We start from the raw sequence: 22,145 nt of genomic DNA on the forward strand, positions 1-22,145 counted from the left end.
GCCGCCACGGGAAGCCGCACGGGCGGCGCTCCCCCTATCACCGCGTCAACTCGCGTACCCCGTAGAAGGGCGAGAAGAGCTGGTTGATGATCTGGACCAGCTTGCTCGCCTGGTTGGAGCGCGCGTTCGCAATGTAGATCACGTCGCCGTCGCGCATCGCGAAACGCTGCGAGACGAAATAGCTTTCCGGGCGCAGCATGTTCAGCCGATAGATCACCGGAACGGGCGCGGCGCCGGACGCGTGTGCCGCAGCCCAGCGGAAGACGAAGATCGCGGTCGGATCGGCCTGGCGGTCCGACGGCCCGCCGGCCCGCGCGACGGCCTGGGCGAGCGACAGCCGGCGCGCTTCGAAGGGGATTTCCGACACCTTGTCGCTCGCCCCGAACACAGTGAAGCTTCGCAGCTGGCGAAGCAGCTCGATCCGATCGCCGGGGAGCAGCAGCAAATCGTCGGGCGATCCGGCGAGCAGCGCATCGAGGCCGATCTCGGCGCTGCGGCCGGCGCGAGTGATCCTGACCGTCGTGTCCTGTGCCGGGAATACCGCGCCGCCGGCCAGCGCGACTGCGTCGAGCAGGTGCTCGCGCGCCAGCGAGAGGGGAATACGCCCCGGCATCTTGACGCCGCCGAGCACGAATACGGCGTTGGCGATGTTCTCGCGGATCGCGACACTGACCTGGGCATGCTGGGAATAGCCGATCAGCCGCGCCTCGATGCCGGCGGCGAGCGACTGGGCGGTCTCGCCCGCGGCTGAGATGCGGCCGACATAGGGAATCTGGATCGTCCCGTCGGTCGCGACGGTGATCGGCGGCAGGTTCGTCCCGGCGGCGGCGGGCTGGGCCACGGTCGCGGTCGCCCCAGGGCCGGCGAACAACGCGGTGCCTATCTCGAATATGGAGACTTGCAGCACGTCTCCTGGCCCGATCCGGTCGGTAACGCCGTCCGCGGCCAGCCCGGCGAGCGTTTCCGGCGGCGTCGACGCGGCGTTGGCCTCCGGCAGGGCATCGGCATCAAGATCGACCAGCCGCGCCGGCAGCCGCGCATCGGGCCGCGAGATCGCGACGACCTGGGCGCCGGTCGGCCCGCTCGACGGCAGGGTGGCGCAGCCGCCGACGAGCAGTGCCAGCGCGACGAGGAAGGCGCGCGCAGACGCGCGGGGCAAGGAGGACAGGGTCATGCGGTGGCGATCCCGGAAGACGAGGGTCGGGCAGCGGTGCCCGTCGGGGGGGCGAGCGCGCGATAGAGCCCGGACAGGTTGGCGCGAAACGTCGCCGGGGCAAAGCGGGCGGCATGCCCGGGGCCGGCCACGGACAGGCTGCGGCGAAGCCCACCGTCCCCGTCGAGGCGCCGGATCGCCGCGACCATGTCGCCCACGTCATAGGGATCGACAAGCAGCGCCGCGCCGCCCGCCACTTCGGGCAGCGAGCCGCCGGTCGAGGCCATCACCGGCACGCCCCTCGCCAGCGCCTCCACCACGGGCAGGCCGAAGCCTTCGTAGAGCGAAGGGAAGAGCACGCCGCGAGCGCCGGCGATCAGCAGATCGAGCATCCGCCGCGGAAGATAGTCGAGCTTGCGGATCCGCGCCGCGCCCGAAAGGCCCTGGGCCGCCGACATGCCGAGCAGGCGCAGTTCGTTCTCGGAGCGCCAGGCCCGGCCGCCGACGATGACGAGCGGCGTCGCGACTTCGCTCGCCAGATAGGCCTCGATCAGCCGGCCGACATTCTTCTTGGGCTCGATCGCGCCGAAATAGAGGAAATAGCCCTGAGCCTCGAGGTCGAACAGCGCGCGCAGGCGCCCGGCAAGGTCCGCGCCGGCGATCTCCGGCACCGGATCGATCGACTGATAGCAATTGACGACCCGCCCGGGATCGGCGCCGAGCATGTCGATGATGTCGCGCCGCGATGCCTCGGAGACGGTGCAGATTCGCGCGCCCCGTGCGACACAGCTTCGCAGCAGCCGGTCGTGCAGCCGCTTGTTCTCCAGGCTGGTGTGCGGCAGCCGCAGCGGCACCAGGTCGTGGATGGTGTAGAGGTTGACCGCACCGGCGAGATGGATCGGCAGCGGATAGGTCCAGTGCATGATCGCCGGCGGATCGGGCATCGTCACCGTCAGGAAGCGGCGATAGCGCCTGAAATGCCGCGCGGCGACCGACCAGAGCGAACCGAAGCTGTACAGCCGCGAAAAGGGCGGCATGCGCTCGGCAAAGGCTTCGGCATGGACGCGCCCCTCGACCGGCACTTCGACCAGTCGCCGCGCCCAGGGGGCGACGAACAGCCGCTCGCGCTTCGGCGTGCCCCCCCCCTCGCTCATCGGCTCGTCGCGGCCGAGTTCGGCGAAGAACAGCGTCTCGCGCAGGTCGCGCGGCGCGCGGGGATGAACGGGCAATCCGAAGATCAGGTCCGGTGGCGTGCCGATCTCGGCGATCGTCCGTGCCAGAGTCCGGGCATAGGTGGCGACACCGGTGCCGCGCGGCATCGCGAGATTGAGGCCGTCGATGCCGATCCGGAATCCGCCGTCCCGTCCGGGGAAGCCAAGATCGCTCATCGGGTCAACACCAGCATCTGCTCGCGCACCGGCGATGCCCGCAGAATCTCCGCCGCGTCGGCCCGGCGCATCCCATGGTCGGTGTCGATGCGATGCAGCGCGAAACCCTCTCCGGCGATCGCCGCCAGGAATCCGCCGGGATCGGCATAGCGTATCGCTGCGAATTCGAGCAGCACGGTCATCGGACGCCCCTGATCGAGCAGGCCGCGCATGCCGCGCCAGATCGCCTCTTCCGACGCCTCCGCGTCGATCTTGACGAAATCGGCGCGGTCGAGCCCCGGAACGCCGTCGAGCCGACAGGTCCGCAGCGCGCCCGCCGGATCGCCCTCGGGGAGAATGCGGATATGGGCACCGCTCGGCTGAGTCGGCGGGACGACGAGCTCGGCGGCGAGACCCGCCGCGTCGAACACCGGATCGCCGTGCGATCGCACCTGCTCCGCAAAGCCGTTCACGCGCACGGAATCTTCGAGCATCCGCCGCAACGCCGGATTGGGCTCGAACGCGTGCACTCTGCCCGAGGGGCCGGCAAGGTCGGCCATCTGCAATGTGAAATAGCCGACATGCGCGCCGACATCGATACAGACGGCACCCGGCCGGATCAGTTGCGGCAGCAGCTCGGTGACCCACATCTCCCAGAAGCCGTCGAGCAGGAGATGCGCACCGATATCGACGTCGCGCGTATCGACGAACATCTTGTAGCGGCCGAGCACCCGGACCAGGGCGCGGCCATCGCCGAGATAGGCATTGGTGCAGAGGCTGCGGATGGCCGCCTCGTTCTCGGTGCGGTTGTGCAACCCCGGCCTCCGGCGGAACAAGGCGGGAAGCAGCGTCATGCGGCAAGCGCATCGGCATAGAGCGCGCCGAGCCGGCGGGCATAGAGCTCCTGCGTGAACATCCGGCTGCGCGTGAAACCCGCGGCGCGCAATCGGGCGCAGAGGATGTCGTCGCCGTCCAGGCGGCGGATCCCCGCCGCGATCTCATCGGGCGCCCGCGGATCGACGAGCAGCGCGGCATCGCCGGCCACCTCCACCGCCGCCTCGATGTCCGACGCAAGCACCGGGCACCCCAGCGCCATGGCTTCGACGATGGGCAGGCCGAATCCCTCGGCCAGCGAAGGAAACAGCAGCGCACGCGCCCGACGCATCATCCCGAGCAATTCGGCGCGCGGCACCCAGGGAACCCGGATAAGCGCAGGACAGGCGCGCAAAGTCGCTTCGAGACGCGCTTCGCCGGGTACTTGCGGGCCGACGACAACCAGCGGCAGCGCCGTTCCGCTCGCCGCATGGGCCGCGGCGAGCCGATCGAGATTCTTGCGCGCCTCGACCCGGCCGCAGAACAGGAAATAGCATCCGGAGCGCAGGCCCGGCGGCAAGGGCGGATCCACCTGAAGCGGCGCATCGAGCGCCTGCCAGGTGTTGACCACCCGCTCCTCGCCCAGCGCCAGCCGCTCGACGGCCTGGCGGCGGACGGTCTCGGACACAGTCACCAGCCGGTGCGCATGGCAGGCGATTTCGCCGAGCACGGCCGCGTGGCGCGCCGGCGAAATCGACGTGAGCTCGGGATCGGTGAGCGGTATCAGGTCATGCACCGTGTACAGGTTCCTGGCCCCGCGCGCATAGAGCGGCAGTGGATAGGTCCAGTGCATGACCTGGGGCGGCCGGGTGAACTCGACCGGCAACAGCCTGCGGTGCAGGTTGAAGAACACATGCGCCTCGCGGAACAGGTCGCACGCCGCCCATTGCACCGGCATTTCCTCGCCGCCGGGGTCCTGCGCCGCCGCGACCCGCGCTCCGGTACGCGTGGCGGCAAGCCAGCGGCCGAGCCGCGTGAAGCACGGCGCCTCGCCCGGCGCCTGGTCGCTCAGCAGCAGCAACGACGCTCCCGCCGCCGGCAGGCACGCCGCCAGCGTCCGCGCATAGGTCGCGACACCGGTCCCCGCACTTGCGCCGAGCATCCGCGTCTCGAGACAGACCTGCACCGGCGCGTCCTCGAACGAATCGACCCGGCGAACATAATTGGGATCGTAGAGCTGCCGAAGCCGCTCGATACCGGGGGCGCCCGCCTTCATCGCCGATCCTCGCGGCGCGAACGGGTCCATGATGCGCCGCGCCATCCCTCGCCGGTTTCGGTCACGCTGAAATCTGCTGGTCGCATTGTCTCGACGAAGCTCGGGCGGTGCGGCGATTTCCGCCGTTCCGGACTATCGAGATGTGCCCCGCCCCGACCTAGTCGTTTCCACAGGTACGCACCACTATCGACAAATCAGGCACCAAGGCCGAGCGCGCTGCTCCGCAGGTTCCGACGCCAGCGGCCCGGCGAAATGCCGAGCAGCCGAGTGAATGCCTTGGTGAAATGACTCTGATCGGCAAAGCCGCATTCGTCGGCGACCTTGGACAGCGGGATCGTCTCGTCGCGAAGCAGCGTGGTCGCCTGCGCGATCCGGCGCTGCATGAACCAGTGATAGGGCGACACCCCTTCGCTCTCACGAAAGCCCTTGATGAAGTGGCTGACCGACATGTCGAGCCGCCGGGCGACATCCGCCAGGGCAAGCCCGCCGGTCATCTGCGCAAGCATCATGTCCCGCGCGAGCTTGACCTGCCATGCCGCAAGATGCGCGCGCGTCCTGGGCCTGGGCGGAAGCGGCGGCGCTTCCGTGCGGTCCTCGCCGATCCGATGATGCTCGAACGAACCCGAAGGATATTCCTGATTCGCAACGGCGGGCGCTGCGATCAAAAAGGATTCCTCCATTGCGACCTCCTTGGAGCAAGGATGGGACCGGGCGCAGGGCACAGCCCGCGGCGCGCACCGGCACGCCACAGGGAAATCTCGCCCCCGGGGTTTCCCAGGAATCGGAAACTCGTGTTTCCTATTATGTAGACACCCCGGCCAAGATATTCTGGCAGATCACGCCGGAAAATTTCGACATTCCTGCGATATTTACCAATCAATATCGTCAATACCCGGGGTTAACTGAAACATATCAGAAATAAAATTGGAGATGATTGTTAATAACCAGGAATTATCGGCTATTTAATTGCCAACTATCCTATCGTAATTCTTGCAACCCATCGGATAATGCTTGCCAGTCCGAGGCCGGAGGCGGGCATCAATGCGTTATCCAGCGCCCTGCTCGCGAATCTTGCAATGACCCGAATAAAGATGCTTCTCGTCCCAGCTAACCGCATCGGTCGCCCTGGTCATGAACAGATCGATCAGCCCGGGCTTGGTCTGCGAGCGCTGGAGAATGATGAGGTTCACGAGCCCGTTCCCGATCGGCGTGGTCATCTCCACGCGCTCCGGCCAATAATCGACCACGCGCTCGAAAGGCTTGGCAGCCGCGCCTGCCGCTATTCCATCCGGATCGGCGACGATGCGCGTGCGCGGGTCGACCGGTTCCGGCGGCAGCGTCGAACGGGGGGGCTCGGCGGTGCGCACCGGGATCGACGGCAGGAACAGCGCAAGGCGATGATCGCCTTCATAGGTGAGCTCGGATGGCGCCTGCTCACGCGAAGGATTGAAATTGGTGATCCGGCCGAGCCGGCATTCGAGCAGGCGCTCGGGCAACATGCCTCCCCCTGTGGCCATTGGCTTGGCCTGAACCGGCACGGCTGCGGTCCGAACTGCGCTCGGCCCCGCCCCCGATGGCGAGGCCGCCGGCGTCGGGTGCGATGGGGCCCGCACGGGCTGACGCCAGGCCAGAGCAGACAGTCCCAGGAGGGAAACCAAGCCGAACACCGCGGCCTTGCCGATCATCTCACAGCTCCATGCTCATTGATGGCGGTTCAAATTTTGTGACAAGATGTGACAAATTCAGCGAATGGAATGCAGCAATATTCGTGATCTTGTAAAACACCTGCACTATTCAATCTTTCGCAGTTCGATATTTCGATAATATTACATCGATATATTTGCCGAATAATTCGCATGAAACTACGAGAATAACCCTCACTCGTGTGCACAATTTACGGCATGTACTCAATATATCAGGAAATATAGCGTGGGGCTCGCCAATAACTGGCAGGAAGGCGACACAAGAACGCACGACGCAGCGCCTTGCCGGACGCACCGCTTCCATTCGCATGCGCCCTGTTCGCCAGCGCGCGGATCGGGAAACCGGTGTGCCGGATCGATATGGCCGATCCTTTGCTTCGCCGTCATCGCAACCACTGCCCCGCACGCCCGGGCCCAGACCACCCCCTTCCCGATCGAGGACCGCGCGCAGGCCCTGGAATGCCTGACGCTCGCGATTGCCCATGAGGCGGGGCATGAGAGTCCGGAAGGCCAGCAGGCCGTTGCCGAGGTCGTTCTCAACCGCGTTCGCCACCCGGCATTCCCGAAATCGGTGTGCGGGGTGGTCTTTGCCGGCTCGACGCTGAAGACGGGATGCCAGTTCACCTTCACCTGCGACGGATCGCTGCGGCGACGCCTGTCCGACAAGGTGATGGCGCAGGCCCGCGCCGTCGCAGAGCAGGCGATTGACGGCCGCCTCACGCCGCTGGTCGCCGACGCGCTCAACTATCATGCGGATTATGTCTCGCCCTATTGGGCGCCGAGCCTCGATCGCGTGACCAAGATCGGCGCGCACATCTTCTATCGCCGGCGGGGCGGTCCGGCTCCGGCGATCGCGGCGCCCAATTTCGCCGGTGCGATGCCGGCCGCTGCCGCCGCGAGCGCGGCACCGCCTCCTCCATTCGCTCCCTGGGGCCTCGCCCCGCAGCCACCGGTGGCATCGCCACAGCCGCAGCGATAGCCGCATCAGCATGCGGCCACGTGGAAGTCCGCAGGGGCTTCGCCGGCGTGATGCCGTTCGTACATCGCGGCATAGGCCGCCTCGAGCTTGCGGGCCATGGCGGCGGGATCGAAGAGCTGCGACGGCGCACGGTTTGCCAGCAGGCGGGCACGGATTCGCTCCAGCCGCCCGGGATCATGGGCCAGCGCGATCGCCTGCTCCTCATATTCATCGAGATTGCTCACGATCAATTCCGCTGCGTCCATCGCCATGAGCAGGCTGGCGGCAACGCGCGCGGCAAAGCTTCGCCCCGCGCAAGTCAGTATCGGCAGGCCGACGCGCAGGGCATCGCTTGCCGTGGTATGGGCGTTGCACGGCAGGGTATCGAGGAAGAGATCGGCAAGTTGCAGCCGATCGAGATGGCGCTCGCTGGGCTCGGTGCCGGCGAAGACGATCCTGGCGGGATCGACGCCGGCCCTGGCCGCGCTGCGCGCCAGGCTTTCGCGGGCGCCTGCATGGTTCACCCACAACCACAGCACGCTCGATTCCACTGCCCGCAGGATCACCATCCAGCGCGCGAAGACCTCGGGCGTGATCTTGTAGTTCTGGTTGAAACAGCAGAAAATGAAACCCTGGCCGGGCAACCCGGCTTCGGACCGCGTGATCCGCCGCGACACCGGTTTCAGGCTCGCATTCGCCTGATAGCTGCCGGGCAGATAGGCGATCCTTTCGGAGATGCCCTCGCGCGCGCCGGGATGAACCACGACCTAGTCGGCAATCAGATAATCGATCGAAGGGGCGCCCGAAGTGCCGGGATAGCCGAGATACCCAGCCTGCACGGGCGCAGCCCGCTCGGCAAAGATGCCGAAGCGGCAATTCTGGGTATAGCCCTTCAAGTCGATCGCGATGTCGATCTCGCGTTCGCGGGCAACCTGCGCGACGGCTGCATCTTCCTTCAACCGAACATCGACAAAGGCGTCGAACCCCTTCTCGACTCGGGCACGCCAGGAGTCTCCCCTGCCGTCGCCGAACCAGAATGCAGTGAGCTCGAAGCGATCGCGATCATGCGCCTCGAGCGTCTCCATGAACAATTGCATCGTCGCATGATGATGAAAATCCGCCGAGAAATAGCCGAGCCGGATTCGCTCGTGGCGCGGATACCGCCCGGCGAGCGGCACCGCCGGAACACGCGGATGGCTGTTCGCGAGGATGCGGGAGCATTGAAGCTGGAGCTCGGGATCGTCGGCCAGCGCCAGCACAGGGAAGGACAGCGCGCCCTGGCTGCCGACAGCCGCAGCACGCCGGACCGCAGCGAGCTGCCCCTCGAAATCCTCCCATTGCGACAGGTGCATCGCGGCATGAAGGCGGACCGCGGATTGCTCCATCCGGGGATCGAGGGCCTTGGCCCGATCGAAGGCCCGCAGCGCCTCGGCATGCTCCGCGCGCCCGACCAGCAGGAAACCGCGCTGTTGATGCGCGGCCGCGTTGCCCGGATCGACCGAAAGCAGATGATCGTAGCAGATCAGCGCGCTCTGATGCTGGCCGAGTTCCTCCAGCGCCCGGGCAAGCCCGCGGAGCGCCGCCACATTGTCGAGCTCGATCGTCAGGATGCGCTGATAGCAGCGGCCCGCTTCATCGAAGCGGCGCTGCTGTGTGAGCAGGGTGGCATAGCGTTGCAGCGTGGCGACCCGATCGGGCTCACGCTGCAACGCGCGGCCAAAGCAGCGCTCCGCTTCGTCGAACCGCTCGAGCCGGAAGAGCGATGCGCCGAGATTGGTCAGAAGCTCGACCTGCCCGGGATCGATCGCCAACCCCTGCTCGAATGCTTCGATCGCTTCTTCCTGGCGATCGAGAAGGGATAGCGCCGTTCCTCGGTTGCAGAGCATCTCGATATTGCGCGGCTCGATCGCCAGCGCCCGCTCGAACCCCCGCAACGCCTCCCGGTGACGGCCCAGCGCCGCAAGCGTGCGCGCGCGCAGGTCGTGCGCGGCCGCGAGGTTCGGCAGGCGCGCGATCACATCGTCGAACGCCTCCAGCGCCTCCCCGAACCGGCCCAGCTGGCGAAGCAGGCCCGCGCGATTCTGGAGCGCATCGAGATTGTCCGGCGCGATCAGCAGCGCGCGCGCGATGCTCTCCAGCGCCGGCTCGAACGCCCCCGAGGCAGCGAGCGCGGCACCCCTGCGATCATGCGCTTCGGCACATCGCGGATCGAGCGCAAGCGCATGGTCGTAGCTCGCGATCGCCGCGGCGAGCTGGCCGAGACCGGCAAGCGCGTTGCCGCGTCGGCAAAAGGCTTCGGCATTGGCAGGATCGAGCGCCACCGCGTCGTCGAGCGCGCGCAACGCATTCGCCGGCTTGCCCTTGGCGAGGAACATGGCACCACGCGCGAGCAACGCCTGCACCTGGGATTGCCGGCCGCCCTTCAGGACATTCGAACCCGCCATCGCCTCACCTCCCTTCGAACGCTTCATTCATAGGCCCGCACGACATAGGGCCGTTCGGAAATGCCCGTGATCTCGGCGACGAGAGTCCGCGCGGCACGGCCGCCACCGGGCAAGGTCGCCAGCACTTCGATCGAGACCGGCCGGTCGACGAGCGAGGGCGTGCTGGCGAAAGCCAGCGCCGTCCGCTGCCCGCCAAGCGCGCGCGCGCGTTCGATGGCTTGAGGGCCGTCGCCGCCGGCCTCCATCACTGCGAGCGCGCGCGGATCCGCATATTGCGCGTCGAAGCCGCTGCGCAGCGTGTAGGTGGTGACATAGGGCCGGATGCGCGCGACGATCACGGGATCCAGGCCGCGCACCAGCGCGAGCTCGTCGATCGAAGCGAGGCGCGCGCCCGGCGGGCGAATGCCGGCGGCGCTATAATAGGGATCCTCGGCGCCGAAGGGGCGCTTGATCTCGTCGTCGTCGATCCAGTCCAGGAGGGAGTCGCGCGCGATCAGCAGCCGCTCGCCTTCCAGGCCAGCCTGTTCGAGCAACCGAGTCGCCTGGGGCTCGTCGAGCAGGCCGAGCGGCACCTTGCCGCGCTCGTCCCGCACGACGATCCGGAGCTCGGCTTCGCCGAAGCGCAGCGCGTGAACAGCGCCGTCCGCGGCCCAGCGCTGCGTGGGATCATTGCCCAGGATCTTGCTCAGCCCGAACGCGATCCCCGCATCGGCGGCGGCCACCGCCTGCATCTGCGCCTGCTCAGCCCCGGCATCCGCCAGTCCCATGCGAGCCGTATCCAGCACCGCCAGCGCCATCGTCGCGAACACGGCGATGCTCGCCACCGCTGCGACAAGGGCATAGCCCTCCTCGCCCTCGCGGCTCACGGGATCCGCCCCTCGGTGCGGAACGGCTCCAGCGTGCGCAGCTTGGCGCGGAGCTCCTCGGTGACGGCGCGGCCATCGTCGGGGGTGCGGATCACATGGGGCTTGAGCAGCACAATCAGCTCGGTGCGCTTCTGCCCATTGTTGTGGCTGCCGAACAGGCCGCCGATGACCGGGATGCGCGACAGGATCGGGATGCCGTTCTTGCCCAGGCTCTGAGAGTCGCGGAACAACCCGCCCAGCGCGATCACTTGCCCGTCCTGCACCGCGACCGAAGTCGAGATGCGCCGAGTCGAGATGGTGGGCGAGGCCGGAGTCTTGTCGCCGGCCGCGCTCGGGGCGTTGACGTTGACGTCGCTCACTTCCTGCGAGATGTCGAGCAGCACCAGCCCGCCGGCATTGACCCGCGGTGTGACCTTGAGGATCACGCCGGTATCGCGATAGCTGATCGAGTTGACGATCGGCGCGTTGGGATTGTCGACGCTGACCGCGCTGCCCGACGAGACCGGCACCTGGTCGCCGACCTGCAGCGCTGCGGTCTGGTTGTTGAGCGTGACCAGCTTCGGCGCCGAGACGACCTTGATGTTGGTACGCTGCTCGAGCGCGTTGAGCGCCGCCGTGATGCTGCTGCCCGCGAGGAAATAGGAAAAGCCCGCCTGGGTAGCGCCGGTCGGCATGGCGGCCCCGTCGGTCAGCCGGAAATTGCTGTTGCCGGTCAGCCAGTTCCACTGGACGCCGTACCGCAGCGTATCGGTAAGCGACACTTCGGTGATCGCCGCCTCGATCATCACCTGCTGGGGCGGCAGGTCGAGACGGCGCAGGGCGTCCTCGATCATAGCATAGTCGCGTGGCGTGCCATAGACCACGACGGCGTTGTTGACTTCGTCCGCGGTGATCTTGCCGCCGGAAGCCGTGGCGTCGCGCCCGACGCCGCCCGGCTCGGCGGAATTCGCGGCGCCGCTCGCCGGTTTGGCAGCGTCGGGCTTGGGGGCCGGAGACGCGGTACGACTCGTCGCCTGGTCGCTGGCGGCGAAGGGATCGCCGTTTCCGCTGTCCTCCTCGCCGCCGCCGCCAAAGGCGCGGTTCAGCGTGCGTGCCAGATCGCGCGCGCGACCATTCTGGACGCGATACACGAAGATCCGGCGCTCGTTGTTCTCGCCCTCCCGATCAAGCACTTCGATCCAGCGACGGACGTCGTCGAGATACTGGCGCTGCGTGCTGACCGCGAGGATGCCGTTCAGCCGCTCCATGGTGATCAGCCGAACCAGCCCACGCGTCGGCGCATCGGCTGCGTTGATCAGCTTGTCCAGCTCGGGAACGATCAGCCGGGCGTCGGTCCGCTCGGGGACGAACAGCGCGAAACTCATGTTGCGCAGCCAATTGACGTCGAACTGCCGGATCAGGTCGCGCGCACTCGCGCGCTGGCCGGTGGTGCCCGCGATGGTGATCCGCCCGCCCGCCCCATCGACACCGGCGACCACTCCGGGCAACGCGCCGTCGATCACCTTCTTCAGTTCCTCGGCATTGATGAATGCGAGCGTGACGATTTCGGTGCCAAACCCGATCGCATCGGGCGCGACGGGCGCCTGGGCAGCGGCCAGCATGCGCACGGCATAGCCATTGCCGACCGGCACGAGCGCCAGGTTGGCGGCGCGCAGCCCAGCTTCGAACAACGGGATTATCTCGGACCGGGCGACCGTTCCCGGCGTGACCAGCGAGACCTGGCCGGTCACCCCCGGTTCGACCGCGACCGCGATCCCCGTGGCTTCCTGGACCGACATCGCCACGGCACGCACATCGGCGCGCGGCAGGTTGATGCTGATATTGCCCGGCCTGACCGGGCGAGCGCGCGGTACGGCAGGGCCCGGCGGCGAGCTTTCGCCGCCCATGATCGTCGCGCGCACCTGTGGCGCCGCTTGCTCCGCCTCGGCCACGATCGGCGGCGCCTGCGGGACCGCGATCGGTTGGGGCGGCGGGCCGCCCGCACAGCCGGCGATGGCGAGGGAGAGCCCCGCCGTCCCTGCTCCAAGCTTGCGACGCGCGTCCATCATTGTTCTCCCTTGCCGGATGCCGTGGTGACCGGCCCGCCGGGGCCGAAGCGGACCTGCATCCGCTCGCCGCCCCGCGACAGCGCGACCTCGTCGCGGGTCACGCTGCGCAGCTGCCAGCCGCCGAGCCGCTGGCCCGGCGCGGCACGGAACGTCCGCTCGCCCGGCCCCTGCACGATCGCGTAGATGGCGGCATTGACCTGGACGACGCCGACCACCGCGTAACCGCCAAGCTGCCCCTGCCCCGCCGCCGCCTCCTTCGGCTCGGCAAGGACCGGCATGAACATCGCTCGCCGCGCGATCCCCGGATCGACGAGTGCGACCGGGGGCTGGATCGCCACGCGCCCGTCCACCGGCGCGCCGCCGCGCACCGGCCCGGCCATCGGCAGGTCGATCTCGTTTCCGGCGAGCAGCTGGAACGCCAGCGCCGCGCCAAGCAGCAGCGCGAGCGCCAGCGGCAGCATCGACGACCTATCGAGCGGCGACAGGGCGAATGGGGATCGAAGCTTCAATTTCCACATCCATGACTGGGGATTGGCCGGGCACGATCGTGTTGCCCGCACTGAGGCTGACCGTCTCGACGACGAGCCAGGGCGGCTGGTTCTGCAGTCGGGCCAGCGCGGCGGTGAGCTGGGACAGAGTCATCCGCGCCGCGCCGCGCGCCCGCGCCCAGCCCGGGCGGCCTTCGGCATCGCCTCCCTCGCGGAAAGTGCCGCCTGCCCCTTCGACCGCGCCCTGCAATCGCTCCTTGAGCCACTCGCGGCCCGCATCGACATTGGGCACGCCGGCTACGAAGGATGCAGTTGCGGCGCGCGCAGCCTCCGCCTGGCGCCGCAGCCGCGGGATCGTCGCGATGGTCCGAACATTGTGCGCATAGGTCAGCGCGAGCCGGTCCAGCCGCTCCGCGCGCGCCTGGAAACCGGCGACGATCGGGGCGACGATCAGGAAATGGGCCGTGGCGACGGCCCCGGTGAGGATCAGCAGCGCGACGAGGCGCCTTTCGCGGGTGGAGACCGGACGCATCATCGCGCGCCCATCCTGGCGGAGAGGTCGAATGGCTCACCGGCGGGTACGGCCGCCTCGCTGCTCTCGCCCATGGCGCGGACGCCGGCGAAGCGGCCCGAACGGCGCAGCGCCGTCGCCACGTCGGCACGTGCCGGGCGATAGCCGGTAAGCCGCACCCCCTCGCCGTCCCAGACGAAGCGCTGGAGCCAGGCTCCCTCTGGCAGTGCATCGCTCACCGCCGCGATCACCTGCAGCGGGTCATGCGTATGCCGCAGCGCGAGCGAGCGGGCGGCGAGGCTGCGGTCCTGCTCGCCGCGCCGGGCTATCGCCTGGGCAATGCCGGCCGCCGGCTGCTGTTCCGCGACGATCTGCTCGAGCTGCGCCACGCGCGCGGCATCGCGCCAGATCGCCATGGTGATATTGAATAGCAATAGCACTGCCACCAGCCCCCAGAGCAGCGGCGTGGCGCTCCGCCTGCGCGCCAGCAGGCCCGCCGAACGCAGCGCCGGCGCGAAGTCCAACGGCGATGGCTGCGACTCATCGAGAATCACCGCGACGGGCACTACGCGCGCGGCGTCGGCGGCGCGGAGCATGGCGTGCGCGGTTTCGATCGGCAGGCCTGCAACCCGGATGCGAGTCTTGCCCGGCTCTTCCGCGGCGCCCCCGCTCCGCACCGCCAGGAGCACCGAGCCCGAAGGCAGCGGCAGCAGCGTATCCGCTTCGAACGCGACCATGCGATGCATGTCGCGCTCGCCAAGCGTGGGTCGGGTGATCACCCGCACCAGGCACTCGGCGGCGGCCACGACCAGCGTGACGCGCATCCCCGGCGTCGCGCCGCGGGTCCCGTCGGATACCGGCACGAGCGCATCGTGTCGCACGACGAAGCGCGGAGCGTCGCTGGTCCGCGCACGCCGCAACCGGGCCGGCGCCAACCCCCGGATCTCGTCGATCCACCATTGCCAGCCCTGGAGCAGCCATTGGCCGATCGTCCGCATGTCGGCATCGAGCAGGCCGCGAGGGTTCATCGCTCGGCTCCGCAGGCGCCGCCCGATCGATCGCTCAGGCAGGTATTGATCGCGACCTGCGGCCGAATCAGCAGGTCCGGCCATTGCCGGGGATCGGCGGGCGCGAATTCGACATGGATGCGAATCAGCTCGGGCGGACTGGTCCGGTCCCACCATCGATTGAGCCAGGCCCGGTCGCCGCCCGATTCCGGAACCCCGCGATAGTTGATCGAAAGACGCGTGGTGCCGCGCAGCAGCGTCGTCGTGGCCCAGCCGGTCAGATCATATCCGCGCTGATCGACCCCCGCCTTGCGCGTGCTCACGGTATGGAGGACGAGCTCGCCCGTTGCGGTGCGCGTGAGCCGGAAACGCTGGAGCGCATCCGGCGCATCGCGGTCGAATGGCGGCGCCACGAAGCTCAGGACCGCATCGTCCCCGCGAAACTCCAGGATCGGCCTGGAGGTATCGAAGCGCACGGCCGGCCGCAGCCGCGTGATCCCCATACGCAGGATGCGCTGTGCCGCGATCACTTCGTCCAGCCCCGCGTTGCTCGCCCGCTCGCGGAGCGTGACCAGCCCTGCCATGCGCAGCCCGGCGAGCAGCAGCGATGCCGCCATTCCCATCAACGCAAGCGCGACCAGCAGCTCGATGAGCGTGAAACCCGATGCGTCCGCGCGGCTCGCCGAGGAAGCAGGGGCGCGCATCGGTCAACGCGCGAGCCGAAGCGTATGAACGCTGGTGAGCGGGCGGCCGGTCGTTCGATCGGCAATCTCGATGCGAACTTCCTCGAGCGGAATACCGCCGTCCCGCGCGTCGCCACCGCGCGACAGGCGCGTGATTCGCCAGCGCAGGTTCCGGCTGCTGCCGCTGTCGGCGACATTGCGCGAATCGCTGGGCGCCGTCGCCGCGGCGAGCAGCGACTGGGCGAGCAGCACCGCTTCGCGGCGTGCGGCAACGGTACGCGAGAGATTCGCATTGGTGCCGATCGAATCGAAGAACAGCCCGGACATCATCGCGATCACGGCCAGCGCGACCAGCGTCTCGACCAGGCTGAACCCCGCGGACGCGCCCGCCGGCACCGAGGCGCTCATTGCCGTCCCTCGGCCGTGCCCAGCGTCTTGCTGATGGCGATCCGCCGGCGGAGCTGCCCGTCCGAGATCTCGATTTCACCGCCCGTGGCGCTTCCGTCGGCGAAGAACCGGATCCCGCGGCCAGGCATCGCGATCGTCACACCGTCGGGAAGACGATCGTCGCGATCGGCGAAGCGGAAGCCATGACCGTCGGACACCGCGGCGAAGCGAACCGGCACGCCGCCGGCCACCGCCGCGGCCCGCGCGGCGCGAAGCCCCAGCTCCACACGCTTCGCTGCCCCGACGAAGCTCTGGCGCCGCATCGCCTTCTCGACCGAAGGAAAGACGATTCCCGCCATGAGGATGAGGATAGCCAGGATCACCAGGACCTCGACCAGCGTGAATCCACAGGTACCGGCATCATCCCCGGCATGCGGATCAATAATTGCCGACATCCCGCGCCTCGCCGGTGCCGCCGGGCTGCCCGTCCGAGCCGAGCGAATAGACATCGACATCGCCGTGCTCGCCGGGGATCCGCAGCAGATAGGGGCGCCCCCAGGGATCGATGATCGCCGACTGCTCGGGCAGATAGGGGCCGTTCCAGTTAGGCACGTTGGGCGGCTGCTTGATCAGCGCCGTCACGCCCTCTTCCGGAGTCGGGAAGCGCGACACGTCGAGCTTGAACAGGTTGAGCGCGGCGGCAACGTTCTTCGCCTGCACCCGCGCCGATTGCGACTTGGAGCTGTCGAGATATTTGATTACCTGCGGCCCGACGATCGCCGCCAGCAACCCCAGAATCGCGAGCACCACGAGCAGTTCGAGCAGCGTGAAGCCCGCTTCGCGTCCATTGTTTCTCCGCATGGCGGTCCTGTCCTTGTTCATGATGTCAGGGCGAGATCGTTGAAGCCGAGGATCGCCGACATGATCGCGGCGATGATCGATGCGACGGTGGCACCCAGCACCACGGTGATGACCGGGGTGAGGATGCCGATGAGCCGCTCGATGCGCAGGCGAATGTCGCGATCGAGCACGTCGGCGAGACGGCCCAGCATCATGCCGAGCTGCGAGGTCTCCTCGCCCGTGCGCAGGAAGCCGATCGCCAGGCGCGGCAGCGCGCCCGAGGCGGCGAGCGGCGCGGTGAGTCCCCCGCCCTCCTTCACGCCATCGGCGACGCGGGCGATGGTCTCGCCCAGCACCTGGTTCGAGATCGTCCGGCGCGCGAGCGCGAGCGCGGCGGGCAGCGGCACTTCGCCGTCGATCAGTGCGCCGAGCGTGCGGGCGAAACGGGCGGTGTCGACGCGCCTGATCAGCTCGCCGAGCAACGGCAGCGCCAGCACCAGCCGGTCGCGGGCGAGACGCACCGCCGGGCGGCGGAGCAGCAATGCCCCGCCCACGCCGATCGCCACGGCACCGAGCAGCATCACCAGGCCATAGCCCCGCAGCAACCGGCTGGCGGTCATCACCACGACCGTGGCGGTGGGCAGCTTGCCGGCGGCACTCGAGAACATGCTTTCGAACTGCGGGACGACGAAGAGCAGCATCAGCAGCACCACGCCGATGGCGATCACCAGCAGCGCGATCGGGTAGATCATCGACGATCCGATCAGGCGGCGGAGCTCGGCCTCCTGCTCCAGCGTCGCCGCGAGCCGCGACAGCGCCTCGCCCAGGCGGCCATTGGCCTCGCCCGCCTCGATCATCGCCATCGCGGTGGGCGAGAACAGATCGGGCTTCTGCGCGATCGCCCGCGACAGGGGAACGCCTTCGCGCACGTCGCGCAATATCTCGCCCAGGCTTTCCCCGACTCGCTTGTCCTCGACATTCTCGATCGCCAGCGCGAGCGCCCGATCGAGCTGCAGCCCGGCGCCGATCAGCACCGCGAGCTCGCCGATACAAGTCGCGGCCGCCGCCCGCGCTCTGGCTCCGGCGCGCCGTGGCCGCCCCGGCGCACGTGGCGGCACCGCGACCAGTTCCAGCGGCGTGGCGCCGCTCCGCCTGAGGCTGGCCACCGCATCGTCCCGGTCGGTCGCGTCCACCTCGCCGGCCAGCGCGGAACCGTCGCGGCGGACCGCCCGATAGCGCCAGGTCGCCATCAGGCTTCCCCACTCGCGACGCGAAGCACTTCCTCGATCGTCGTCAGCCCCGCCGCCGCCTTGGCGACGCCGTCCGCCGCCAGGCTGCGCATCCCGCCCTGCTCGGCGGCAACCAGGATCTCGCGCGTATCCGCCCGCTTCAGGATCAGCCGCTCCACCGCGCCGTCGACCCGCAGGAATTCGAGCAGCGCGATCCGCCCCGAATAGCCGCTCCCGCCACACCGCGCACAGCCCATCGCATGGTAGAGCCGGTCGACGCCCTGGAGCGCCAGCAACGGCCGCAGGGCCTCGGGGCCGGCCTCCGCCGGGTCGAATGGCTGGCGGCATTCGGGGCAGAGCCGCCGGACCAGCCGCTGGGCGAGCACGCCGGTCAGCACCGATCCCAGCAGGAACGGCTCGACGCCCATGTCGAGCAGCCGCGAGACCGCTCCGGCAGCAGTGTTGGTATGCAGCGTCGACAGGATCATATGGCCGGTCAGCGCCGCCTGCACCGCGATCTGCGCCGTCTCGGTATCACGGATCTCGCCGACCATCATCACGTCGGGGTCCTGGCGCAGGAACGAGCGCAGCGCCGATCCGAACGTGAAGCCGATCGCCGGATTGACCTGGGTCTGGACGACGCCCGGCAGGCGATATTCGATCGGATCCTCGACGGTGAGCAGCTTGCGCTCGGGCGCATTGAGCTCGGAAAGAGCCGCGTAGAGCGTGGTGGTCTTGCCGCTGCCGGTCGGGCCGGTGACCAGCACGATCCCGTGGGGGCGCGCTATCGCCTCGCGCAACCGCCCGGCAAGGCCCGGGTCGAAGCCGAGCGCGGCGAAGTCGAGCGCGAGCCTGGAGCGGTCGAGGATGCGCATGACGACGCTCTCGCCATGGATCGAGGGCGCGGTCGCCACACGCAGGTCGATCTCGTTGCCCCGTACCGAAATGCGCATCCGCCCGTCCTGCGGCAGCCGGCGCTCGGCGATGTTGAGCTGCGCCATCACCTTGATGCGCGACGCCAGCGGCGCACGCATCGCCACGGGGAGCCGCCCGGCATCGCGCAGCATGCCGTCGATGCGGAAGCGAATCGACAGGCCATCGTCGCCGGGCTCGATATGGATGTCCGAGGCACGCTGATCGACCGCGCTGGCGATCAGCCGGTTGACCGCGCGAATCACCGGTGCATCGCTGACCAGGTCCTTAAGCCGCTCGAGATCGTCGTCGTCGACGGCATCGTCGATCGCGCCCGAGCCATGCGGCTGGCCATGATAAAGCCGCTCGATCGCGACGTCGATGTCGCTGGCCCGGCCGATTACCCGCTCGACACGGCGCTGGAACATGAAGCCGAAAGCCTGGGCGGCGAAGGAATCGAACGGGTTCGACACGGCGATGCGCACGACGACGGGGTCGATCGCCACGGGGATCGCGCGCATGTCGCGCAGGAAGGCAACCGAGAGTTCCGGGCCCTCGACCGGCGCCGCAGGGAAACCGTCGGCACCAATCGCAGCCAGGCCCGAGAAGCGCGCCAGCTCCGCGGCCAGCCGGTCCTCCGAAATCATGCCCAGGCGAGTCACCACCGCCTCGAGGCGCTCCCCCGATTCGCGCTCGATCAGCAACGCGCGCTGGAGCGCCTCCTCCGCCAGCAGCCCTCGGCCGCGCAGCATCGCCGCGAGTCCGCCTCCATCGGCCGCGACAGCCGGTCCGTCCGGCAATTTGTCCCAGGAACCTTCAATATTTGGCCCGGACGCCGTGCTATCGCCGATCATGTACAACCTCCCGGCTCGAGCCTCTCGGCCGAGGCGAGCCCTGGATGAGCCAGCCAATAACTACTCATATCCAGATTATGCTACAACTAAATTTCACAAATATGAGATATATTACTTCACATATTTGAAGTTAATATCCGTGCATTTTTGCAAATGCTGCCATTTTAGTGCGGATTATATTTGTGGATGCATCACGATAACAAAAATGTCATTTGACCTGCGTAAGAGATCAACCGTCGGTTCTGAATCGAGTCGAAACCGATATGTAGAAATATTCTTGTTTGAATGATCGTTACCTGTGCGATTCATGAAATTCATCGTCGCACATGCTGAACGAACCCCAGAACGAGGGTTAGCCGACATTCTTTGAATGCACGGGTAGACTTTGCGTGAACTTAAGATCTCTCGATCGTCCCAGGATATCATAGCGATATCTTGAAACGACCGAACTTTGACTCGCAACTAACCGACATTTCTTAAGGCAAGTCCCAAACAGGAGAATATCCCATGAAGCGTTTCAAGAACGCGCTGTTCCTGGCGACCGTCGCCACCAGCGCTCTCGCCTCTTCCTTCGCCCAGGCCCAGACCACGGCGAACAATGACGGCGAGACCGCCCTGCACGGCACCGGCGCGACCTCGATCCAGGGCGTCCTCGTGCAGGAGCTCAACTGCAACGGCGGCTATTCGAACCTCGGTGCGATCGGCACTTCTTCGGTGGCCGGCACGTCGTCGACTTCGATCGAGCCGACCAGCCTGTACACCGGCTTCAACTGCACCACGACGGACCTGTGGCCCGGCTTCAGCGGCCGCTACATCGGTTCGGGCTCGGGCACCGGCCGCAGCTCCTGGATTGCGGCGGGCTCGCTCACCTCGACCTCGGCCTTCGCGATCGGCACGGCCAATCCGAACCCCTTCGGCACCTGGAACAAGATCCAGTTCGCCTTCGCCGATTCCTCGGTCACGGATGGCGATCTGACCAGCTACACCGGCGGCGCCGCGCAGACCAATGGCGGCGCGCCGATCATGTTCCCGAAGTTCGTGCTTCCGGTCGCGATCGCCTATAGCCCGACCTATGGCCGCAAGACGGTTGGCGGCGTCAACACCGACTATGCCTTCAACCTTTCGAGCCCGCAGAGCATCCTCGGCACGGCCGCGGGCGGCCTGCGCATGAGCCAGACGACGCTCTGCGGCGTCTTCAACGGCACCATCGTCAACTTCAACGACGCCGCCTTCACTGCCGACAATGGCAGCACCAGCCTGCGCGATTCGGCCGACGCCGTGGCCCGCTGGAATGCCGATGGCGTTCCGGTCCGCCTCGTCGGTCGCCTCGACCGCTCGGGCACGACCGACATCTTCACCCGCGCGCTCGCCGCGCAGTGCGGTTCGGTCGCCAGCGGCAACAAATACGCCACCAACGCCGAGACGCTCCCCTACAACCGCACGGTGACCGCCACGATCCGTCCGGTGTTCGACAGCGTCCGCTCCGACACGGGCCTGCAGACCGCCAGCTCGCAGCCTGAGGCCGGCAACACTTCGCCGAACGACACCGGCGTCCCCGGTTCGCCGAACTTCTCGGGCGCCACGGTGGTCGGTGCCGAATATTGGAGCGGCAGCGCGATCGTCACTCCGGCAGCCAATGCCGGCAAGGTAAGCTCGCAGCCCTCCGCTTCGGTCTCGAACGGCACCGGCCTGTTCCTCGTCGCCGACGGCAGCGGCCGCGTCGCCAGCGCGATCAAGTTCGCGCCCGACTATGTCTCGCCTTCGGATCCGACCGTGAAGCTCAACGGCAAGATCGGCTATATCGGCGCCGACTTCATCGACGGCTCGCCGAGCGCCCCGGGCGGCCTGCACGCCGCGGCGCTGAAGAACGCCACGACCAACCTGTGGCACATGCCGAGCGCGGCGAACGCCACGACTGCCTTCGGCACGATCCTGCCGCCGCAGTCGGCCAGCGACGGTTCCTTCAACGACACCGCCACCGACACCCGCCCGGTCCGCATCCCCACCTATCAGGGCGGCACCGCGGGCGTGAAGGGCAATGCCAAGCGCACCAACCCGCTCGCCTGGTATGACGTGATCTACGCAGGCACCGGGCTTCAGAACCCCGCCGCCGGCTATCCGATCACCGGCACGACCCAGTTCCTGGGCTATACCTGCTACGCCACCGACGCCAGCGGCTCGAACGCCGCTGCGATGATCAACTTCCTCAGCTTCAATACCGACTATGTGAACACCTTCGACAGCACCGGCACCAACCGCACGGGCATCTTCACTCGCGTCGGCGCCGCGTTCAACAGCTCGGGCCTGCTGGTCCGCTCGAACATCGGCGGCCTTCCCCAGGCGTGGAAGCACGCGGTGCGCGAGACCTTCCTGACGGACTCGGCCGAAACCTCGACCACGCGGCTCGGCGACAGCAAGCTGTTCATGGGCACCTCGACGTCCAACAGCACCTGCACGGGCAAGGCAGGCATCTAAATATACAGGATAACCAGAAACTTCGGCGGCCTTGGAGAAATCCGGGGCCGCCGCCTTCGCTTCGGCGCCACGACCTCGAAAGACCACCAGAGAACGAAATCCCCGAAGGTTCGCATCGATCCGCAAGACCA

At 67.8% G+C, this 22,145-nt stretch carries 21 protein-coding genes; 2 read left to right on the forward strand and 19 right to left on the reverse strand.

Annotation, left to right across the window (positions count from 1 at the left end; translation table 11 throughout):
* Positions 1-37: 37 nt before the first annotated feature.
* The 6 genes from FFS08_RS12245 to FFS08_RS12270 form a co-directional block, all read right to left on the reverse strand.
* Positions 38-1,174: a polysaccharide biosynthesis/export family protein gene (locus FFS08_RS12245; protein WP_137861269.1), complete on the reverse strand. Its 1,137-nt coding sequence runs from the start codon at positions 1,172-1,174 to the stop codon at positions 38-40.
* On the reverse strand, positions 1,171-2,541 hold the full coding sequence (locus tag FFS08_RS12250; protein WP_137861270.1) for a glycosyltransferase family 4 protein: 1,371 nt from the start codon (positions 2,539-2,541) through the stop codon (positions 1,171-1,173). The genes FFS08_RS12245 and FFS08_RS12250 overlap by 4 nt, the downstream gene beginning before the upstream one ends.
* Complete coding sequence (locus FFS08_RS12255; RefSeq protein WP_212742006.1) at positions 2,538-3,335, reverse strand: FkbM family methyltransferase; 798 nt, start codon at positions 3,333-3,335, stop codon at positions 2,538-2,540. The genes FFS08_RS12250 and FFS08_RS12255 overlap by 4 nt, the downstream gene beginning before the upstream one ends.
* Before the next feature lie 35 nt (positions 3,336-3,370).
* The gene (locus FFS08_RS12260; protein WP_171012584.1) at positions 3,371-4,609 is read right to left on the reverse strand and encodes a glycosyltransferase family 4 protein; all 1,239 of its coding nucleotides are present in this window, start codon (positions 4,607-4,609) and stop codon (positions 3,371-3,373) included.
* A gap of 194 nt (positions 4,610-4,803) precedes the next feature.
* On the reverse strand, positions 4,804-5,289 hold the full coding sequence (locus FFS08_RS12265) for a helix-turn-helix transcriptional regulator (RefSeq protein ID WP_137861273.1): 486 nt from the start codon (positions 5,287-5,289) through the stop codon (positions 4,804-4,806).
* Positions 5,290-5,655: 366 nt separating this feature from the next.
* A complete protein-coding gene (locus FFS08_RS12270; RefSeq protein WP_137861274.1) occupies positions 5,656-6,294 on the reverse strand; it encodes a hypothetical protein in 639 nt (212 codons plus the stop codon).
* 244 nt (positions 6,295-6,538) lie between these two features.
* Here FFS08_RS12270 and FFS08_RS12275 point away from each other — a divergent pair, with 244 nt between their 5' ends.
* Positions 6,539-7,291 carry a cell wall hydrolase gene (locus tag FFS08_RS12275; protein WP_171012585.1) on the forward strand — a complete coding sequence of 251 codons (753 nt, stop codon included), beginning with the start codon at positions 6,539-6,541 and terminating at the stop codon, positions 7,289-7,291.
* Between the two features lie 5 nt (positions 7,292-7,296).
* Here FFS08_RS12275 and FFS08_RS12280 read toward each other — a convergent pair whose 3' ends face one another.
* Genes FFS08_RS12280 through FFS08_RS12340 form a run of 13 tightly spaced genes read right to left on the reverse strand, consistent with a single transcriptional unit; the run spans position 7,297 to position 19,437 of the window.
* On the reverse strand, positions 7,297-8,034 hold the full coding sequence (locus FFS08_RS12280) for an O-linked N-acetylglucosamine transferase family protein (RefSeq protein WP_137861276.1): 738 nt from the start codon (positions 8,032-8,034) through the stop codon (positions 7,297-7,299).
* Between the two features lie 3 nt (positions 8,035-8,037).
* Positions 8,038-9,714, reverse strand: a complete 1,677-nt coding sequence (locus FFS08_RS12285; RefSeq protein WP_171012586.1) for a tetratricopeptide repeat protein — start codon at positions 9,712-9,714, stop codon at positions 8,038-8,040.
* 23 nt (positions 9,715-9,737) lie between these two features.
* Positions 9,738-10,580 (reverse strand): type II secretion system minor pseudopilin, encoded by an 843-nt coding sequence (locus FFS08_RS12290; protein WP_137861278.1) that lies wholly within the window; start codon positions 10,578-10,580, stop codon positions 9,738-9,740.
* Positions 10,577-12,625, reverse strand: coding sequence for a type II secretion system secretin GspD (gene gspD / locus FFS08_RS12295; RefSeq protein WP_171012587.1), 2,049 nt, complete (start codon positions 12,623-12,625; stop codon positions 10,577-10,579). Before gspD ends, FFS08_RS12290 begins: the two co-directional genes overlap by 4 nt.
* Positions 12,625-13,137, reverse strand: coding sequence for a hypothetical protein (locus tag FFS08_RS12300; RefSeq protein WP_137861280.1), 513 nt, complete (start codon positions 13,135-13,137; stop codon positions 12,625-12,627). The genes gspD and FFS08_RS12300 overlap by 1 nt, the downstream gene beginning before the upstream one ends.
* Complete coding sequence (gene gspM, locus FFS08_RS12305) at positions 13,097-13,651, reverse strand: type II secretion system protein GspM (protein WP_137861281.1); 555 nt, start codon at positions 13,649-13,651, stop codon at positions 13,097-13,099. The genes FFS08_RS12300 and gspM overlap by 41 nt, the downstream gene beginning before the upstream one ends.
* On the reverse strand, positions 13,648-14,655 hold the full coding sequence (locus FFS08_RS12310) for a hypothetical protein (RefSeq protein WP_137861282.1): 1,008 nt from the start codon (positions 14,653-14,655) through the stop codon (positions 13,648-13,650). Before FFS08_RS12310 ends, gspM begins: the two co-directional genes overlap by 4 nt.
* Positions 14,652-15,338, reverse strand: a complete 687-nt coding sequence (locus tag FFS08_RS12315) for a PulJ/GspJ family protein (RefSeq protein WP_137861283.1) — start codon at positions 15,336-15,338, stop codon at positions 14,652-14,654. Before FFS08_RS12315 ends, FFS08_RS12310 begins: the two co-directional genes overlap by 4 nt.
* 3 nt (positions 15,339-15,341) lie before the next feature.
* A complete protein-coding gene (locus FFS08_RS12320; protein WP_137861284.1) occupies positions 15,342-15,725 on the reverse strand; it encodes a type II secretion system protein in 384 nt (127 codons plus the stop codon).
* Positions 15,722-16,159 carry a GspH/FimT family pseudopilin gene (locus tag FFS08_RS12325; protein WP_171012588.1) on the reverse strand — a complete coding sequence of 146 codons (438 nt, stop codon included), beginning with the start codon at positions 16,157-16,159 and terminating at the stop codon, positions 15,722-15,724. The genes FFS08_RS12320 and FFS08_RS12325 overlap by 4 nt, the downstream gene beginning before the upstream one ends.
* Positions 16,143-16,565, reverse strand: coding sequence for a type II secretion system major pseudopilin GspG (gene gspG / locus FFS08_RS12330; RefSeq protein ID WP_212742007.1), 423 nt, complete (start codon positions 16,563-16,565; stop codon positions 16,143-16,145). The genes FFS08_RS12325 and gspG overlap by 17 nt, the downstream gene beginning before the upstream one ends.
* 17 nt (positions 16,566-16,582) lie before the next feature.
* Positions 16,583-17,794 (reverse strand): type II secretion system F family protein, encoded by a 1,212-nt coding sequence (locus FFS08_RS12335; protein WP_137861287.1) that lies wholly within the window; start codon positions 17,792-17,794, stop codon positions 16,583-16,585.
* Positions 17,794-19,437, reverse strand: coding sequence for a GspE/PulE family protein (locus FFS08_RS12340; protein WP_249340963.1), 1,644 nt, complete (start codon positions 19,435-19,437; stop codon positions 17,794-17,796). Before FFS08_RS12340 ends, FFS08_RS12335 begins: the two co-directional genes overlap by 1 nt.
* 609 nt (positions 19,438-20,046) lie before the next feature.
* Between FFS08_RS12340 and FFS08_RS12345 the strand changes: the two genes are divergently transcribed.
* Complete coding sequence (locus tag FFS08_RS12345) at positions 20,047-22,014, forward strand: type 2 periplasmic-binding domain-containing protein (protein ID WP_137861289.1); 1,968 nt, start codon at positions 20,047-20,049, stop codon at positions 22,012-22,014.
* The last annotated feature ends 131 nt before the right edge of the window (positions 22,015-22,145 follow it).

It is taken from the genome of Sphingomonas sp. 1F27F7B, assembly GCF_005503355.1.
GTDB lineage: Bacteria > Pseudomonadota > Alphaproteobacteria > Sphingomonadales > Sphingomonadaceae > Sphingomonas.